The sequence below is a fragment of the Verrucomicrobiia bacterium genome (assembly GCA_019634625.1).
Classification (GTDB): domain Bacteria; phylum Verrucomicrobiota; class Verrucomicrobiia; order Limisphaerales; family CAIMTB01; genus CAIMTB01.
Genome location: JAHCBA010000070.1, coordinates 1 through 17,922, shown reverse-complemented (window position 1 = coordinate 17,922; position 17,922 = coordinate 1). Strand labels below are relative to the sequence as shown.

The following is a 17,922-nucleotide window of genomic DNA, read 5'->3' as shown; positions in this document are numbered from 1 at the left end:
AGGGCTTAACGTGCTGCGCGATCTCCGTGTGGATGCGGTGGGATAGTCTGCCGCATCGGCGTGGAATCTCCTCTGCCGGGCGGTTGCTGGACCCTCCCGATTCGGATCGCTGGCAGGCCCCGCAACTGCGCCCCTCCCCTGCCCGGCTCGCAGAGCCCGGCCCTCCGCTCCCACCCCATCGCTTCACTTCAGAGCCTCCACGCTCCCTACAATCCGCCCCAGATCGCGTGCGCGTCACCGCCCCATGCGGCTTCATGTCCCAAGGACCAAGCCATGAACACTCGATTCCCGCGCCGGACGTTCTTGCGCTCTCATCTCGGGGCGATTCTCACCACCGCCGTCGCACCAGCCTTTCTGCGGTCCGCGATCCTGGGCCGCGCCGGGGAGGTCGGACCCAACAGCCGCATTCAGGTGGGTTGCATCGGCCTGGGGCCGCAGGGCCGCGGTGTGATGGGCGGATTCCTGACGCAGTCGGACGTGCGGATCACCGGCCTCTGCGATGTCGCCACCCCTCACCTCGAGGCGGCTGGAGCGCAGGTTCGGACCCGCTACCAGGACGGACCGTGCCCTGCATTCGGGGATTTCCGCGAACTCCTCGATCAGCCCGGCATCGACGCCGTCCTCATCGCCACCCCCGACCACTGGCACGTCCCCGTGGCCCTCGCCGCCGTCCGGGCCGGCAAGGATCTCTACCTCGAAAAGCCCCTGGGCCTCTCGGTCGCTGAAGCCCTTGCCCTGCTCCGAGCTGTCCGCCGCCAGCAGCGGATCTTCCAGTTCGGGACCCAGCAGCGTTCGGCCGGTGAATTTCATCGCGCCGTCTCCCTCGTCCGCGCCGGTCGGATCGGCGCTCTCCGGGCCATCCATGTCTGGGCCCCGGCCAGCCGGCCCGGTGGCTCGATCCGACCCGCCCCCGTGCCGCCCGGATGGAACTACGACTTCTGGTTGGGACCCGCCCCCGAAACGCCCTGCACGGAGGGCAGACTGGCGGACGACCCGGACACCGGCGCCTGGAAGACGTGGTGGTTTCGCTACGACTACACGCTCGGCTTCCTCTCGGGCTGGGGGATTCATCCCCTCGATATCGCCCTATGGGGACATCCGTCGATGCTCGAAGACACCGTCGAGGTGGAGGGACGGGCCGCTTTCCCAACCGAAGGCGCCTGTGACACGGCGATCGCCTGGGACGTTCGGTTCCGGTTCGCCGATGGCGTCACCCTGGTTTTCAAGGGCACCCCCAACGGAGACGACACGCCCGGCGAACTCACCGACCTCACGGCCTGGCACGACCGCTACGGCGGCATCGAGGGACACGGCACCGCCTTCGAGGGGACCGAAGGTTGGGTCTGCGTTCATCGCGGCGCCGTCCGGGCCTCGAATCCGCGCTGGATCGAGGAACCGGTCCCCACACCCGCCCGGCCTCCCATCCGCAGCACCCACCATGTTCGCAACTTCCTCGATGGGATCCGCACCCGCGTTCCCGCCGTGTGCCCGATCGAGGACGCCGTCCAGGCCGACACCCTCTGTCATCTGGCCGACATCGCCACCCGGGTCGAACGTCCATTGCGCTGGGATCCGCGCCGCCAGCGGTTCGTGAACGATCCCGATGCGGATCGCCGGCTGGCCCTGCGGCCGATGCGCGCCCCCTGGCAGGACCTCGTCCCGGCACATCGCGCCAACCGTCCCCAACCCGGCTGACCCTCACCGTTCGCCGAGGTGCGAGTAATTCGGGTCGGTCCGTGGCCGGTCGTTCACATCCCACCAGTAATCCGCTCCCGACAATCGGCGGGTCTGGGCGTTCACCTTGGCCACCGAATGGCCGGAGACACTGGTGTCCGCAAACAGGATGTTGGCGTTCTTCCGGTGGACTCCGCCCACCGGATAGACCACCGAGCAGTCCCGCGGCGTGATGACGCATCCCCACGATCCGATTGCGCTCAGGTCGTCCCCCTCCTTGCTGTCGGCCACCACGATGGTTTGCGACGGCGACTGGATCTCGCCCTGCTTGACCTTGATGTTGATCGGGAAATCCCCGAGGTGGGAGTAGTTGTACCCGTAGCTCAGGAAGTTCGGGTCGTACTTCGGGTTCCGCGACGCCGGGCATTGCCAGGTCTGGAAATTCGTCAGCGTGGCGTCGGGCTGGACGATCGCCCGACGGATGGCCTCGAACCAGAAGAACTGCCGGTACCGGTCCAGCGGCGGCGCACTCGGGAACTCCCCCGACCGGTACATCGGGTAGGTGTCGTTGTTCTCCGAGAGGTACAACTGAAAGGCGATCCCCATCTGCCGCAGATTGCTCACGCAATGGATCTGCTTCGCCTTGGCCTTCGCCTTCCCCAGCGCGGGCAGCAGCATGCCCGCCAGAATGGCAATGATGGCGATCACCACCAGCAGCTCGATGAGTGTGAATGCGCCCTTCCGGCGCCCTTCAAGGACTAATGGGTCGATCGTGTCGTGCCTCATCCCGTCGTTCCTTTCACCAGGCTTCCGTCTCCACGGTTCACGGCGTCCGCAGCCGGTAGTACCGTCCGGCTTCCCCCTCGATCGACACCGTGACCGGACTGGTCCCGCCTCCCGCCACCGGCGACCAGGAGGCTCCGCTCACCGCTTCCGCGGACTCCAGCAGGAACCCTGTTCCGGCCCAGGTCAGGGTCAACTGGTTGCCCGACCGCACATACCCCAGGCTGGGCCGGATCGGCGCCGCCTCCCTTGCCGCCGCCAGCCGGCGCGCCACCATCCCGGTCGTCGCCGCCTCCAGCGCTGCTTCGTCGGTGAACCCGGACAGGTCGTAGAGCGCCACCTCGTCGATCCGCCCCTCGAATCCGTTCGCGCCCGCCAGGTTGGCCGCTCCCACGACGACCGGATCCAACACCAGGGTCCGGTTCAACGAGTTCCCGATGTGAGGGTAACGCTCGCCGTCCAGAATGGCGTCCACCCGGTCCGCGACCCCGCGTTCGCCATCCCCGTAGTACACCCACATCAGGTGGTGCCATGCGTTGTCCGACAGGATCGGTCCGCCATCGGTCCGACCGCCGGCTCCGCCAAAGAGTTCCAGCTCGTCCGGCTTGTAGTCGTAGATCACTCCGGGTGCGTTGGGACCGAAATTCGCCAGGTAATCCTGCCGTTCCCCGTCGTTGGCGCCCTGGATCTGGAACCACAACTCGATCGCGTACGGTCCGGAAAGCCCGGCGCGTCCCAGTTCGAGACCTGACGCCTGAAAGCGCCCGCTGCCGTCGAACTCGCCCGCGTACCCCAGGGTCAGCCCACTTCCCAACGCCGCATGGTCGGCCCGCACGCCGCCCATCGCCGCCAGGGTGTTTCGCGTATTGTCCGGGTCGGGCAGCACCACCGGCGCCCGCTGGAGCGCGTTCCCATCCGCCTCGTCAAAGTTCCAATACAGAATCGGATCGTCGCCCAGCACCAGACTCGCGTACGAGTCACCCCCGGAACTCCGTGCCCGCGCCAGGCGCCGCTCGATCATCGTTTCCACCCGGGCCTGAATGGCCGCCGCATCGCCCACGGGACCCAGGTCATAGATGGCCACCTCATCCAGGCGGCCTTCGAATCCGCCCACCCCGCTGGGCAACGCCGCCCCCACCCGGGCCACGCTGTCGAGACGCAGTTCGCGCGAAAACGTGTTCCTCACATTCCCGATCCGTTCCCCGTCGAGATAGGCGTCCACGCGGTTCGCCACGCCCACCGTGCCGTCCCCGTAAAACACCCACATCACGTGGTGCCACGCCTCATCCGAGATCACCGGGCCCCCGTCGGTGCGTTGTCCGTGGAACATCTCGAGCTGGTCCGGCTTGTAGTCGTAGATGAACGCGGGGTCGTTCCCCGACGGTCCGAAGGCGACCAGGTAATCCTGTCGATCGCCCGAATTGTCGCCCTGCACCTGCATCCAGAACTCCACCGCCCACGGCGCCGCCAGACTCCGCTTCGGCGCTCTGAGCATCTCCGCCTCGAAATGCGACACCCCGTCCAGATCCGCCGCCCGCCCCAGATCCAGGCCGCTCCCAAGCTCCGAGTGCAGGGTCCGGTAAGCCCCGAACATCGGCACCAGATCGTTCTCCGTCGTCAACGGGGCCGGACTCGCAAGCGGCGCCCGCTGGATCGCACCGCCGCTGCCCTCATCGAAGTTCCAGTAGGCCACCGGCCCGTCCGCCAGCACGACCGCCGAATACGGCGTCGGCCCGGGCGATGCCGGCGCCGGCACGGTGAGCCTCGCCGGCTCGCTCACCTCAACCAGCCCGCCATACGACACGCGCACCCGGTAGCTGGCTTCCCCGACGTCCGCCAGGCGCAGGGTCGGCGTCGTGTACGACGGCCCCGTCGCCCCCGGCAGGTTCGCCCCGTTGCGCTGCCACTGATACTCGATCACGGCCCCCGCCGGCGCCCCCGTCAGCGTGGCCACAACGGTGAACGTCGCCGTCTCCCCGATCGCTCCGACCACCGACCCGGGCTGGCCCGAGAGCGTCAGCGTCGTCATCCCGGGATCGCCGAAGGCGGCGGCATAATGGCGGCTGACCATGGCCGACACCCTCGCCTCGACGGCCGCCGCATCCCCGGCACTGCTGAGGTCGTAGATCGCCACTTCATCAAGGCGCCCTTCGAATCCGTTCACGCCGCCCGGCAAAGCCGCGCCCACCCGCATGACGCTGTCCAGCCGGATGGCCCGGCCAAAGGTGTTCCGCACATTCCCCATCGGCACCCCGTCGAGATACACGTCCATCCGGTCGGCCACGCCTTCAGTGCCATTCCCGTAATACACCCACACCACGTGGTGCCAGTCGGTGTCATGGACGATCGGGCCGTTGTCGGTCCTCGGCACGTGGTACACCTCGAGCTGGTTCGGCTTGTAGTCGTAGATGAATGCGGGGTCATTCCCGGTCGGACCGAACGCCACCAGGTAATCCTGCCGGAGACCGTTGTTCTCGCCCTGGACCTGCATCCAGAACTCCAGCGCCCAGGGCGGACCCAGACTCGCCACCGTTGCCCGCAACGCCTCCGCCTCGAAATACGATGTCCCGTCCAGATCCGCCGCCCGCCCCAGTTCGAGTCCGGATTCGATCTCCTCATGGCTGGCCCGCCACGCGCCGAGTTGCGGCACCAGGTCGTTCTCATGGGTGACCGGAGGGAACACGATGTCCATGAGCTGCCGTGCCGGCCCTTCCTCCTCGTCGAAATTCCAGTAGAGAAGCGGCTCGTGGGCGCGGACCACACTGCCGTAGTCGCCTCCGGCCGCCATCGCCGCCGCCCGGTGCCCCGTCACGATGGCCTCGACCCGTGCGCTCACCGCCGCCTCGTCCGCCAGGCCGCTCCAGTCGTACACCGCCACTTCGTCGATGTGGCCGTTCAGCCCGTTCACCCCGAGGGCGCTGCTCGCCCCCACCACCACGTTGGCCAGGCTCAGGCGCCGGGAGATGAAGTTGCCGATGTACGGGTACGCCTCGCCGTCGAGGTAGGCGTCCACCCGGTCCGCCACGCCGTCCGTGCCGTCCCCGTAATACGCGAACAGCACATGGTGCCACGCCCCGTCGGTCACCACCGGCCCGCCCGCGGTGCGCCCCCCGATGGCACCGCCGGTGGTGTACATCTCGATCTCGGTGGGGGTGAAGTCGTAGATGAACGCCGGCGAGTTGCCCCCGAAGTTCACCAGGTATTCGTTCCGCCCGCCCGCCCCCGTGGGCCCTGCAAACTGCACCCAGAACTCCACCCCGTACGCTCCCGGCAACACCGCCCGTCCCGCCCTCACCCCGCTGGCCGCGAAGGCCCCGCTTCCCCCCAGCGACGCCGCCCGGCCCAGATTCAATCCGCTCCCGATCGCCCCGTGCCCGACCCTCCCCGCGTCGCCCGCCGGGATGAGGTCGTTCGCCGTCCCCACCGGGGCCGGCACAATCGGCATGCGCTGGAGCACATCGCCGTCCGCCTCATCGAAGTTCCAGTACAACAACGGCCCGTCGCCCATGACCGTCGTCGAGTAGTAGGTCTGGCCCTGCGACGCCGAACCCGCCAGCCCCAGGGCCGCCAGGCAACCGAGAACGAAGGGAATGCTCCTCATGATGCTGGCGCACCTTCCCCATGGCTCCGGAGGAGGCCAAGACCGAAATGCAGCCCCCGCCCGATTTCCTCCGCACCGCCGCAAGCCGGTCACACAAACCGCAGTTCCGTCGTCGGCGCGTCGGCGTCCCAGTTCCGCGGCTGCTTCGCCTGGATGCTGGCGACTTCCTTGATCGAAACCTGGTTCCCCCGGGCCCGGGCCGTCTTGACCGTCAACTCGGCGGGCTTGGCGGTCTGCTGGCTCACCCGCTGATACGGCGCCGGCTTGTACTTGATGTAGATCCGTTCCGGCGTGTCTGCGGCGAAGAAGAGTATCTTCGCCTTGGGTTCCGGACAGAGCTGGTAGTCCTTGCCCAGGATCGTGCCGCCGAAGGTGAACCGTTTGATCCACGTGGCCTCCCGCGTCGAGTAGGCCACCGTGAACACCCGGTCCCGCTCGGGCGGCCCGACAAACAGCACCTCCGCCCCCACGAACAGTTTCTCGGGCAGTTCGATCACCCGGTAACGCCCGTCCCGATACACCACCAGCAGCTTGTCGAACTTCGAGCACATCAGGGTGAACTCGTCCCCGTTCACCTTGTACCCGAGGTACCCGCTGTCCCGGTCGTACGTGACCTTGAACGACTTGAACGCCGCCTCCTTCGCCTCCACCTCGTCGAAACGCCCCGAACGGGTCAGCCGCGGAAACACAGGTCCGTACTTCTCGATCAGCCCCTTCAACCGCCCGATGGCAAAGGCGGGGACGTTCTTCAGATGCTTCAACGTCTTCGCCAGGTCGGCCTGGATCCGCGTCATCTCGTCCCGGTGCTGCTGGATGTCGAACAGCGAGATCCGCCGGATCGGCACCCGCAGGAGCATCTCCACATCGTCGTCCGTCAGGTCCCGCCGCATCTCCGCTCGCAGCGGCTTGAACCCCTCGTGGATCGCCTTCGACACCGCCGCCGCCGTCCGCGCCGATTCGATCCGCTGGTAGATCCGGTGCTCGACAAACAATTGCACCAGGGTCTTTTGATGCAGCTCCAGGTCCAGCCGGTCCCGCGTCAGCTCCAGCTCCCGCCGCAACAGCGTCACCAGCTGTTCGGTGTTCGCCCGCAACACCTCGGACACCGTCATCTCCACCGGCCGGTTGTCCCGGATGACCACCAGCCGGCTCGAGATCGCCAGTTCGCACTGGGTGAAGGCGTACAACGCATCGACCAGCTTCTGCGGGTCCACCCCCTTCGGCACCTCGACCGCGATCTCCACCTTCTCCGCCGTGAAATCGTGGATCGCCCGCACCTTGAGCTTGCCCTTGCGCGCCGCGTCCTCGATCGATCCCACGATCGACTCCGTGGTCGTCCCGGTGGGGATCTCGGTGATGATCACCGTGTCGTCGTCCTTCACCCGGATCCGCGCCCGCACCCGCACCGACCCCTTCCCGTCCGCATACTCCCGCGCGTCCATCAGGCCGCCGGTCTGGAAGTCAGGCACCACCTTGAACGGCTTGTTCTGGAGGATGGCCACCTGGGCCTCGAGAAGTTCGATGAAATTGTGCGGCAGGATCCGCGCGGACAACCCCACCGCAATGCCCTCCGTCCCCAGCATCAGCAGCAGCGGGATCTTGCACGGCAGGGTCACCGGCTCCTGGTGCCGCCCGTCGTAGGTCGGCACGAACTCCGTCAGGTCGTCATGGAACAGCTCCGTCCTGGCCAGTTCGGTGAGCCGCGCCTCGATGTACCGCGCGGCGGCCGGCGGATCGCCGGTGAAGACGTTCCCGAAGTTCCCCTGCCCCTCGATCAGGTACCGCTTGTTGGTCAGCACCACCAGGGCGTCCTCGATCGAGGCGTCCCCGTGCGGGTGGTACTTCATCGTGTCCCCGGCGATGCTCGCCACCTTGTGCAGCTTCCCGTCGTCCATCCGGCGCATCACCCACAGGATCCGCCGCTGCACCGGCTTCAACCCGTCCGCCAGATTCGGAATCGCCCGGTCGCGAATCACATAGCTGGCGTACTCGAGAAAACTCCGGTCCATCCGCTGATGCAGCGGATGCGACGGACGTGGATGGGTGGCGGACGCCGGCGTCCCCGCCGGCACGTCGCCCTGGGACCGGTCAGCCATGCGTCGTCAAGGGTCTCCGGAGGCCCGGCTTCGAACGTTTCCGCAGTCTTCCCCCCGCGAAAGCCCCGCTCGGCCCGCTCGGCCCGCTCTTGCCCCTTATTCCCATTCGATGGTCCCCGGCGGTTTGCTGGTGATGTCGAAGACGCACCGGTTCACGCCGGACACCTCGTTCACAATCCGGTTGGATATCTTCTCCAACAGCTCGTACGGCAGCTTCACCCAGTCCGCCGTCATCCCGTCCTGCGACTCCACCGCCCGCACGCACAACGTGTCCTCGTAGGTCCGCTCATCGCCCATCACCCCCACGCTCTTCACCGGCAGCAGCACCGCGAAACTCTGCCACAGCCGGTAATACCAGCCGCTGGCCTTCATCTCCTCGACCACAATCGCGTCGGCATGCCGCAGCACCGTCAGCTTGCGGGCGTCGATCGGTCCCAGACATCGCACCGCCAGGCCCGGACCCGGGAACGGCTGCCGGTACACCACTTCCTTCGGCAACCCCAGCTCGAGCCCGAGAATGCGCACCTCGTCCTTGAACAGGCAGCGCAACGGTTCGACCAGCCGGAACTTCATCCGCTTCGGGAGACCCCCGACGTTGTGGTGACTCTTGATCAGCGCCGCCGGGTTCCCCCCGATGGGCTCGGATTCGATCACGTCGGGATACAACGTCCCCTGCGCCAGAAACCGCGCCGCCCCCGCCCTCTTCGTGGCCGCCTCGAACACCTCGATGAACGTCCGGCCGATGACCTTCCGCTTCTTCTCCGGATCGGACACCCCCTTGAGCCGGCTCAGAAACAGCCGTGTCGCATCCTCGTACTGCAGCCGGATGCGGAAGTTCCGACCGAACACCTCCCGGACCACCTCGTCCTCGCGGGCCCGCAGCAGACCGTTGTTCACGAAGATGCAGGTGAGCTGGTCTCCGACGGCACGGTGAATCAGCGCCGCCGCCACACTCGAATCCACCCCGCCGCTCAGACCCAGCAGGATTCGCTCCTTCCCCACATCGGCCCGGATCTGCTCGACCGCCTGGTCGAGGTAATGCCGCATTGTCCACTCCTTCCCGCATCCGCAGATCCCATGGACGAAGTTCGACAGGATCTCCTTCCCCCGCGGCGTGTGGACCACTTCCGGATGGAACTGCAGCCCGAGGAACCGGCGTTCCCGGTGCTCGATCACCGCGTAGTCCGAGTTCTCCGTCGTCGCCACCACCGAAAAACCCCGCGGCAGCCGCGTCAGCCGGTCCCCGTGCGAATTCCAGACCTGGAGCGTGCCGGGCAGGCCCTCGAACAGCGGACATTCGGGATCCAGCACGGCAAGGGTTCCCTTCCCAAACTCCCGTTTGGTCCCCTTTTCCACCTTGCCGCCCAGGAAATGCGCCAGCACCTGCAGGCCGTAGCAGATCCCCAGCACGGGCACGCCCAGCCGGAAGATCCCGCGGTCCGGATGCGGCGCCCCCGGCGCATACACGCTCGACGGTCCTCCGGACAGGATGATCCCCCTGGGCGTCATCGCCCGGATCTCCTCCGCCGGCGTGTCGTAGCGGACGATGGTGGAGTACACGCTGCACTCCCGGATCCGCCGGGCGATCACCTGGGTGTACTGGGAGCCGAAATCGAGAATGACGATCTGCTCGGGCATGGTGACGAAACGCGCTTTGTCGCCGACCCGCGCGTCGCGGGGCCAGCTAATTCAGAAGTCGATCGAAGAAGGTCCCCCCGCCCGGTTCATCCGCCCGCCGCCGGTCCCGCGTCGATCACCGACGCCGCCGGAATCCCGTACCGCTGCAGCACCCGTCCGGTGCTCTCCTCGAGGGCTGTCGCGTCGAGCAGCAACCGTTGAAGTCCGTCCCCCCGGAAAAACTCCACCCGATGCACCCCGTCCCGCGGGTCGCGCAGTGCGGCCTGGACGTCGGCAACCGTCCGCACCGGGCGCCCGTTGATCGCCTCGACCACCAGGTTCCGGAACTCCTGGTACCCCACGTTGATCGGGTCCGGCAGCACCTGGCTCATCACCACCAGCGACGACCGCTCGGGCGTCGGCGAATCGTTGTTGAAATACACCAGCCGGAACGGCGCCCGCCGCCGCCAGTCCTCCCCCCAGCCCCGCAGATAGGGCTGGTGCAGCGGCTGGAACACCAGGCCGCCCGCCACCAGGTACTCGGGCTCCTGGTCGAACACATGCATCGGCAGGAGATCGTTGGCGTAATCCGTCAGCGGGATCCGGTACTCCACCTCCACCGGCCGCCCCCCCCGAAGCACCTTCATCCGCATCCGGTCCCCTGCGAAATGCCGCCTCGTCGCCAGACCCTCGATCATCAGGTGCCCGTACTCCGGATCCAGATAGTCGCCCTGGATGTCCACCGCAAACCCATCGATCTCCACCAGCACGTCGAACCGGCGCAGTCCGTAATCCGCCCCCGCATCCTTCGGGATCTCGATCACCACCGCCCCGCGCGGTTCCCCCTCCACCCGCAGGTAATCCAGCGTGGCCGGGTTCTCCCCCGGCTGCCAGACGAAGTCGAAATAGCCCAGCCCGGGGAACCGGCCGCCTTCCCGCGCCGCCAGCACCCGCCGGACGAACGGGGCGGGCATGACGCTGCACACGTTGCCCCCCTTGGCCACCGTCAATCCCACCACCCGGCCGCCCGCCAGCACCGGCTCCGCCCACCCCAGTCCCCCGATCTCGGTGTTCAATTCCAGATGCATCCGGGGCGACGCGCTCATCGCCCCTTCCCCCACCGTGAACTTGCTGAAATCCGCCCGCCGCGTTTCGAGGTTCCCGTCCCGCCACCGCACAATCTCATACTGGCTCTGCCGCGGAACCTCGTCACTCAGGGGGACCGCCGTCAGCCCCTCCCAAAACCCCTCCCCCGAAACCGTCACCACCGCCACGTTCGCGTGGTAATCCAGCCAGGTCACCTCGGCCGGAAACCAGCGGCCCCGACCGCCCTTCTGCGCCCGCACCAGCGTCCGGTCCGCCAGGTTCTGCGCGGTGGTGATCAGCTCGCGTTCCCCCAACACCAGCGCGTGCTTTCGCACCGCCCGCGTCGGCTTGTTCCAGGGCTGGAAGAAATCGTAGTTCTTGAAGGTCACTTCGAGGGTGACCACCGAGGCCTCCAGCGTCCCCCCGCCCTCCAACGCCGCACCCCGTGCCCCCGGAACCATCGGCATCACCGCCAGGCACCACCCGGCCAGCGCCCACACCGGCCACGACACGGTCCATGCCCGAAGCCGGCCTCCGTTCCCGCGCCCCACGGCGCCCTCTCCTCGATTCAACATGGCGAAAAGCTTCATAGGCGGCGGTCGGATGGCACTCCGTAGGTCTGCAAAATGGTGGCGTTGGCCTCCGCGGCCTCCGCCCGGTCCAAACACTCGAACCCCTGACGCCCGGCAAACTCGAACACGTGCTGCCCCCCGCGGGCCCCCTCGATCGCCCGGATCGCGTCGTCCAGCGTCTCGATCCGAATCCCGTTGATCTTGTCCACCAGCGCCCGGCCACGCACCGAGAAGTTCGCATTCACCGGGTGGGTCAACAGCCCCGCCAACGCCACCGGCTCGGGCCGCACGGTCTCCGGTTGCTCATGCCGCCGGTAGAACAGCTCGTACACCAGTTCCCCCACCGACGACTCGCTGATCTCCCGCCCGAAGGTCCGGATGTAGTTCTGCGAAAGCGGCGTGAAGATCAGCCCGCCATGCACGTAGTACCGCGGCGGCACGTCGTGCTGGTTCCCCGCCGCCCGGTCCGCCGTGAACACGAACACCGGCACCTCCAGGGACACTTCCCGCCGGTCCCGAAACAGCTTCATGGGGACGCGCTCCCCGTGCTGCGCACTCTGGAAGGCCAGGGCCGCCGCCACCCGGTTCCCCCGGTACTCGATCGTCCCGTCGCTCGCCACCGGAAACCCGCCCGCCTCCAACAGCACGTCGTCCAGCCGCAACAGCGCCCGGGTGGTCTCGATGTTGGCGATCGAATCGATGCGCGCTCCCAGCTCCCCGCCCGGCGGCAGCCCAAGATGACGCCGGTAGGCCGGATTCTGCAATCCCACCAGCCGGATCCCCACCGCCGGAAACCCGTGGTACGTCCCGTCCTCGATATCCTCCAGAAAATGGGAAATGACCTCCGGCGGAATGAAGAACCCCGCGTTCTCCAACCCCGGGATTCCCTGGAACGAAACCCCCACGACCAGACCGTCCTGGATCACCGGGCCCCCGCTGTTCCCCGGGTTGATCGCAGCGTCCGTCTGCACCGCCAGCAACGACCGGTTCCCGATATGCACGTAGTTCTGAAGTTCAATCCGCGAAACCACCCCCCGCGTGTACGAAATCTGCTCCCCCCCGGCCGGATACCCGTACGTCACCACCGTCGAGCGCACCTCCGGAAGTTCCCCGAACGCCAGTGGCTCGATCCCCTCAAAAAATGACTCGTCCAGCACCCGCAACACCGCCAGGTCGCAGTCGTGCCCCGGAAACTCCACCTCCGCCTGGAACGGCCTCGGATCCTGAAACCGCCGCACCAGCACCTGCCGGCTCCACGAAACCACATGCGCGTTCGACATCACCCGCAACCCCCTCGATGTCCGGATCACAAATCCCGATCCCCCCTCCCGTCGCACCGGCTGCCACCGCCACGGCGCATCCCAGACCGGCTGCTGGCTGAAGTTGAAGATCTGCACCACGGCCCGCTCCGGCGCCGCCGAGGCGGCCCGCGTGGCCGGACTGGCGAGGAGCAGCAGCCCCGCAAACCCCATCAGGAGGCGTAACACGGGCCGCAAATTGAGGATGCCCCTCCCCCGGGTCAAGCAATCCGCTAAGAAGGCGGTCGGGCTCGACATCCTTCCCTCGATTCGCTTCATTCCTTCCCATGATCCCTGCTGCCTTGCCGCCATTCTTGCGCTTCCGCCGTGGATTCACCCTCATCGAACTCCTGGTGGTCATCGCCATCATCGCCATCCTGGCGTCGATGCTCCTCCCCGCCCTCGCCAAGGCCAAGGAACAGGGCCGCCGCGCCAAATGCGTCAATAACCTCCGCCAGATGGGGATCGGCATGATCATCTACGCCCAGGACAACAACGATGTCCTGCTCCAGACCCGATTCGATGGAGGCAATTGGGTCCAGATCTCCATCAACGAACCCGAGGCCGCCGCCGCCCGTCAACTCGGGCTCCCCGTCGATACCAACGCCCCCGTCGCCAAGATGTGGACCTGCCCCAATCGCCCCACCTTCCCCACCTACGAACCCGAATGGCGCCAGTTCAACATCGGCTACCAATACTACGGCGGCATCGAACGCTGGAGCAATCCCGCCGGCACCTTCCCCTCCCGTAGCCCCGTCAAGACCACCGGCTCCGGCCCCGGCTGGGTCCTCGCCGCCGATGCCGTCATGAAGGTCGATGGCAAATGGGGCGGCGGCCGCGATTCCGCCTTCAAGAACATGCCGCCCCACAAGGACTCCGCCGGCTTCCCCCAGGGCAGCAACCACCTCACCGTCGATGGCGCCGTCAATTGGGTCCAGGCCCGCAAACTCCTCTTCCTCCATAGCTGGAACACCTCCGGCAATCGGGACGCCTACTTCTTCCAGCAGGACCTTCCCCCGGAACTCGAACGCCAGCTCAACCGCGTCCAACTCCGTCGCTAAAGGATGCCCTTCCCCGTCCTGATCGGCCTCCTCGCCGGATCCCTCCTCCTCCCGGCAGCCACGGCCGAACTCACACCCGTTCCCGACCCGGCCCCGATCCCGGACCCAACGTCCGATCCGGCCCGGCATTTCGACGCCCGCATCGCCCCCCTCCTGGCCCGCCATTGCCTCGAATGCCACGATTCCATCTCCCGCCAGGGCCATCTCGACCTGTCCCGCCGCGACGAATCGCTCCTTGAACGACGCGGCGCCGCTCCCATCGTCCCCGGTCATCCCGCTCGAAGCCTCGTCTGGGAGGTCGTCGAGTCCGGGGAAATGCCACCCGACAACCGGACCCCGCTGACCCCCGAAGAAAAGCGGCTCCTCCACGACTGGATCGAAGCCGGCGCCGTCTGGTCCGCCGATTCCATCGATCCCCTCGCCCATACCCGCGACCAGCGTGCCGCCGCGGAGTGGGTCCGCCGCCTCACCCTCGACGAATACATCGCCACGGTCCGGGACCTCCTCGGCGTGGACATCGCCGGGGAGGCCCGCCTCCGACTGCCACCGGACCTCCGCGCCGATGGTTTCCGCAACACCGCCTACAACCTCGTCGTGGACCTGGCCCACATCGAGGCCTATGCCGATCTCGCCGGGCGCATCGTCGCCCGCCTCGATGTCCCCGCCTTCACCCGCCGCTTCGTCGCCTGCACCACCCCCGAAGACGCCTGCTTCCGTGAACTCATCGCCGCCATCGGTTACCGCCTCTTTCGCGGCCCGCTCGATGACCGCGAGACCCGTTCCTTCCTCACCGTCACCGCCGCCGTCCTTGAGGAGGGCGGCGACTTCACCGAGGCAACCGGCTATCTCCTCGAAGCCATGCTCCAGGCCCCCCGCTTCCTCTACCGCATCGAAACCCAGAGCGGGGATGGACAACGCCGGCCCCTCGATCCCTACGAACTCGCCTCGCGCCTCAGCTACCTCGTCTGGGGCGCCCCCCCCGACGACGCCCTTCTCGACGACGCCCGCCACGGCCACCTGGCGGCACCCGGCACTCTCGACGCCCAGTTGGACCGCCTCCTCGACGATCCCCGCGCCATCGACCGTTCCCTCACTTTCTTCTCGGAATGGCTCGACCTCGACCGGCTCCAGGCCCTCCGCCCCAACCCGCAGAAGTTCCCCCGCTGGAGCGAACGCCTCGCCGCCGACATGCGCGACGAAACCCTCGCCTTCGTCCGCGATGCCGTCTGGAACCACCGCCGCCCCCTCGCCGAACTGATGAACGCCCAGTTCACCTTCGCCACCCCGCGCCTCGCCCGCCACTACGGCTTCCCCCTTCCCGAAGGCACCCTCGGTTCCACCCCCGACACCCCGGGCCTCCTCGCCCTCTACACCTTCGAGTCCGGCGACGGCGACGTCATCCCCGATGTCTCGGGTTCCACCCCTCCCCTCGACCTCCGTATCGCCGACACCGCGGCGGTCGCCTGGACCGGCGACGGTCTCGTCCTCCACGCCGCCGCCCGCATCGCCAGCATGACCCCGGCGACCCGGCTCATCGATGCCGTCAAAGCCTCCGGAGCCCTCACCATCGAGGCATGGATCACCCCCGCCAACACCTCCCAGGCCGGCCCCGCCCGCATCGTCACCCTCTCCTCCGGGTCCAGCCTGCGCAATGTCACCCTCGGCCAGGACGCCGACCGCTTCGATGTGCGGCTCCGAACCCGCTCCACCAACCCCAACGGCATCCCGGGACTCCAGGGCGCACCCGGCGGAACCACACCGGAACTCACCTGCGTGCTCTACACCCGTGAGGCCTCCGGCGAAGCCCGCCTCTACCTGAACGGCCAGCCCGCCGGCAGCGCCACCGCTCCAGGCGATCTCGCCAATTGGGATGCGTCCTTCCACCTCCTCCTCGGCAACGAAACCTCCCATGACCGTCCCTGGCTCGGAACCCTGCACCGGGTCGCCCTCCTCGATCGGGCCCTCTCCGATTCCGAAATCCGCGCCCGAGCCCCCGCCATGGCCCGTTACGATCTCTCCGCCGTCCCCGCCCGCGGTGGACTCCTCACCCAGGGCAGCACCCTCACCGTCGGTGGCGACGAAGCCTCGATGGTCACCCGCGGCCTGTTCATCCTCCATGACTTCCTTCACAGCGCCGTCGGCAGCGCCCCGCCCTGCGCCGACACCACCCCCGTCCCCATCCAACCCGGCCTCTCCCAGCGCGCCATTGCCCTCGGCCGCCTCGCCAACCCTTCCTGCGGCGGCTGCCATTCCCGCTTCGAACCCCTCGCCTTCGCCCTCGAGAAATTCGATGGCGTCGGCGCCTTCCATGAACAGGACGAACTCGGCAACCCCCTCCGCGAGGATGGCGCCATCCGCCTCCCCGGCTCCGATCGCGAACTCGCCTATGCCTCCGCCGCCGGGTTCATGGATCTCCTCGCCGCAAGCGACCGGGTCCGCATGACCTTCACCCGCAAACTCGCCCAGTTCGCCCTCGGCCGCCCGATGGTCGAGTCCGATGGCCCCGCCCTCGACGCCATCCATCGCCAGGCCCTCGGCACAGACGGTGGCACCTACCATGCCCTCCTCGCCGCCATCGTCCGCAGCGACCTCTTCCAAACCGTCCGCACCGAACCCTCGACCCCGATCCCCCAATGAACACCACACCCATCAGCCGTCGCACCCTCCTCCGTGGTCTCGGGACCGTCGCCATCGGACTCCCCTTCCTCGAAGAAATGCTCGTCCCGTCCGCCCGTGCCGACGTCGCCGCGGTGCCGGTCCGCGCCTTCAATGTCTTCTTCGGCCTCGGCATCCCCGCGCCCCTCCAGCAGGAAGGCTTCGACGGCGTCCTCGAACCCCTCAAACCCCTCGCCGACAAACTCCTCCTCCTCCGCCAGGTGGACCAGTTGCGCTGCGATGTCCCCGGCATCAACGCCCACTACGACGGCTCGGCCGGCGCCTTCACCGCCGAACCCCCCAACGGCACCGCCCGCGCCGGGGGACCCTCGATCGACCAGGTCCTTCGCCGCGCCCACTACCCCCGCGGCCTGCCGCCCGGCATGGTCCCCACCCTCGTCGCCGGCACCTTCTTCCGCCGCAACGACCGCCTCAGCCGCTACATCCAGAGCTTCAACGACGACGGCACCCCCGCCGCCGCCATGCAGGAACGGCCCCGCGACCTCTTCGACCGCGTCTTCGGCTCCGCCCCGGCCGCCGACGCCCGCCGCCAGCGCCTCCAGCGCAGCGTCCTCGATTCCGTCCTCGAACAGGCCCGCTACTATACCGGCCAACGCTCCCCTCTCGGCACCGCCTCCCGCGCCCGGGTCGCCGATCACCTCGATCGCATCCGCGAATTCGAACGACGCACCTTCGACCTCGAAGCCCGCCTCAATCAGGCCCCCCCGGAACCGCCCCCCTCCAAACTCATCCACGGCTCCGAAGCCGACCCCGGCGGCGAAGGCATCGACATCACCCTCGACGAACTCGTCGAAGGCTGGCGCCTCATGGCCGACCTCTACGCCCTCGCCATCCGCTGCGATCGCGTCCGCTTCGGCTCCGTCACCTTCCTCGCCGCCGGCGAACGCATCCGTCTGACCGGCGACTACCACTACGCCGGGCGCCGGATCTTCCAGTTCGATGACGCCGCCCAGCACAACGCCTCCGGCGCCAACGGCTGCAGCCACGAGTGGTGGCACAAATTCAGCGAATCGAAGCGCAACGAGCAGCTCCGTGCCCATGCCCACCTCAAAATGCGCGAGATCGCCTACTTCCTGTCCCTCCTCGACGGCCCCGACGCCCTCGAAGCCAACGGTCGCACCCTCCTCGAAAACTCCCTCTTCACCCTCTCCACCGAATCCGGAGACGGACGCCACAACGACGTGAAACGCGAACTGTCCGGGGTCTTCCACGCCATCACCTCCGCCAACGGCCGCTTCAAGACCGGCTCGATCCTCGATGTCGGCGCCGAAGGTCTCGACGTGTACAACACCCTACTCGCCGCCCACGACGTCTCCCGCCGCCTCGGCCCGGCCTCCCGCCCCTTCGCCTCCGTGGACGCCCTCCGCACCTGACTCAGCGGCCCGCCACTCCCTGCTGCCTCAACGCCCTCCTGCCCAATCGGGTTCGTCAGTCCCTGTCGCCGCAGCGACCGTTCAG

General features: G+C 67.7%; 9 protein-coding genes and 1 pseudogene. 4 read left to right on the top strand and 6 right to left on the bottom strand.

The genetic code is table 11. The features are described 5' to 3' along the window. Positions 1–273 precede the first annotated feature (273 nt). Positions 274–1,695, top strand: coding sequence for a Gfo/Idh/MocA family oxidoreductase (locus KF833_23435; GenBank protein MBX3748271.1), 1,422 nt, complete (start codon positions 274–276; stop codon positions 1,693–1,695). 540 nt (positions 1,696–2,235) lie between these two features. On the opposite strand, the pseudogene KF833_23430 reads toward KF833_23435, so the two are convergent. From KF833_23430 to KF833_23405, 6 genes and pseudogenes are all read right to left on the bottom strand, one after another. Continuing rightward, positions 2,236–2,460 (bottom strand): annotated as a pseudogene (locus KF833_23430) (prepilin-type N-terminal cleavage/methylation domain-containing protein). A gap of 37 nt (positions 2,461–2,497) precedes the next feature. Further along, complete coding sequence (locus KF833_23425) at positions 2,498–6,058, bottom strand: hypothetical protein (protein ID MBX3748270.1); 3,561 nt, start codon at positions 6,056–6,058, stop codon at positions 2,498–2,500. An 89-nt stretch (positions 6,059–6,147) separates the two neighbouring features. Further along, entirely contained in the window at positions 6,148–8,154 is a 2,007-nt protein-coding gene (locus KF833_23420; GenBank protein MBX3748269.1) for a DNA topoisomerase IV subunit A, read from the bottom strand. 96 nt (positions 8,155–8,250) lie between these two features. Next, positions 8,251–9,792: a glutamine-hydrolyzing GMP synthase gene (gene guaA, locus KF833_23415; protein MBX3748268.1), complete on the bottom strand. Its 1,542-nt coding sequence runs from the start codon at positions 9,790–9,792 to the stop codon at positions 8,251–8,253. A gap of 86 nt (positions 9,793–9,878) precedes the next feature. Then, positions 9,879–11,432, bottom strand: a complete 1,554-nt coding sequence (locus tag KF833_23410) for a hypothetical protein (GenBank protein MBX3748267.1) — start codon at positions 11,430–11,432, stop codon at positions 9,879–9,881. 11 nt (positions 11,433–11,443) lie between these two features. Beyond that, entirely contained in the window at positions 11,444–12,901 is a 1,458-nt protein-coding gene (locus KF833_23405) for a trypsin-like peptidase domain-containing protein (protein ID MBX3748266.1), read from the bottom strand. A 113-nt stretch (positions 12,902–13,014) separates the two neighbouring features. On the opposite strand from KF833_23405, the gene KF833_23400 reads away from it, so the two are divergent. The 3 genes from KF833_23400 to KF833_23390 are packed head-to-tail and all read left to right on the top strand — an operon-like array spanning position 13,015 to position 17,837. Further along, positions 13,015–13,788: a prepilin-type N-terminal cleavage/methylation domain-containing protein gene (locus KF833_23400; protein MBX3748265.1), complete on the top strand. Its 774-nt coding sequence runs from the start codon at positions 13,015–13,017 to the stop codon at positions 13,786–13,788. 3 nt (positions 13,789–13,791) lie between these two features. Then, the gene (locus KF833_23395; GenBank protein MBX3748264.1) at positions 13,792–16,425 is read left to right on the top strand and encodes a DUF1592 domain-containing protein; all 2,634 of its coding nucleotides are present in this window, start codon (positions 13,792–13,794) and stop codon (positions 16,423–16,425) included. Next, positions 16,422–17,837 (top strand): DUF1552 domain-containing protein, encoded by a 1,416-nt coding sequence (locus tag KF833_23390; GenBank protein ID MBX3748263.1) that lies wholly within the window; start codon positions 16,422–16,424, stop codon positions 17,835–17,837. The genes KF833_23395 and KF833_23390 overlap by 4 nt, the downstream gene beginning before the upstream one ends. Positions 17,838–17,922 lie beyond the last annotated feature (85 nt).

Coding starts and splice junctions, on each gene's coding strand:
- KF833_23435 (MBX3748271.1), top strand. CDS start 274: ATGAACACTCGATTCCCGCGCCGGACGTTCTTGCGCTCTCATCTCGGG.
- KF833_23405 (MBX3748266.1), bottom strand. CDS start 12,901: ATGGGGTTTGCGGGGCTGCTGCTCCTCGCCAGTCCGGCCACGCGGGCC.
- KF833_23395 (MBX3748264.1), top strand. CDS start 13,792: ATGCCCTTCCCCGTCCTGATCGGCCTCCTCGCCGGATCCCTCCTCCTC.
- guaA (MBX3748268.1), bottom strand. CDS start 9,792: ATGCCCGAGCAGATCGTCATTCTCGATTTCGGCTCCCAGTACACCCAG.
- KF833_23390 (MBX3748263.1), top strand. CDS start 16,422: ATGAACACCACACCCATCAGCCGTCGCACCCTCCTCCGTGGTCTCGGG.
- KF833_23400 (MBX3748265.1), top strand. CDS start 13,015: ATGATCCCTGCTGCCTTGCCGCCATTCTTGCGCTTCCGCCGTGGATTC.
- KF833_23410 (MBX3748267.1), bottom strand. CDS start 11,432: ATGTTGAATCGAGGAGAGGGCGCCGTGGGGCGCGGGAACGGAGGCCGG.
- KF833_23420 (MBX3748269.1), bottom strand. CDS start 8,154: ATGGCTGACCGGTCCCAGGGCGACGTGCCGGCGGGGACGCCGGCGTCC.
- KF833_23425 (MBX3748270.1), bottom strand. CDS start 6,058: ATGAGGAGCATTCCCTTCGTTCTCGGTTGCCTGGCGGCCCTGGGGCTG.